This is a genomic window from Arthrobacter sp. 179 (assembly GCF_052379645.1).
Taxonomy (GTDB): Bacteria; Actinomycetota; Actinomycetes; order Actinomycetales; family Micrococcaceae; genus Arthrobacter_H.
In genome coordinates this window covers 1-552 of record NZ_JBQSYU010000065.1, presented here as the reverse complement: position 1 = coordinate 552, position 552 = coordinate 1, and the positions used below count along the sequence as shown (strand labels likewise).

Below are 552 nucleotides of genomic sequence, written 5' to 3'. Positions count from 1 at the left end.
GTGCGCAGGTCGTTGGCGCGGTAGGACACGAACTGGCCGGAGGTGAGCTCGGCATTTATCGCGGACGCCTCGCGTTTGGTTTTGCCCGGGATGTAGCTGGTGATCTTCATCCCGTGGACTTCCAGCACGGATTTCATGTGTTTGATCGCTGCCGGGCCGTCATCAGTGGGGCTCGAGATCACCATCAGCAGCAGTTGATGTGGACCGTCGTCGGCGCCGCAGGGTTTGGGCGAAAACGGGTCGCGGTCATCGGGGGAGAAGGGATCGCCATCGAGGTAGGTCCAGTCGCCTCCGGCTTCGTCGGTGATCTGGGTGATTTCGGTGTAGAAGTCTTCGCGGATGGATGAGGCATCCCGCTGGTCCGAGGCCACGGAGGATGCTGTGGCGTTGGTGGGGGACTCGTCCTGACCGGGTATGCAAGCGGTCAGGGCGAGTACGCACGCCAAGCCCAGGGCTACGGTGGCCGAGGTGGTTCGAAGGGAAGGCGTCATGGGCGAGGGGATCCTTCGCGGTGGGGTGCTGATCAGTTGAGGTCTTGGAGCATCGTTGGAT

The 552-nt window shown here is 62.5% G+C and carries 1 protein-coding gene; it reads right to left on the bottom strand.

Annotation, left to right across the window (positions count from 1 at the left end; translation table 11 throughout):
• Positions 1-491 (bottom strand): hypothetical protein (locus tag ACT3UE_RS15790; protein WP_444567029.1); only part of this gene is annotated, 491 nt, incomplete at its 3' end.
• Positions 492-552: the final 61 nt, after the last annotated feature.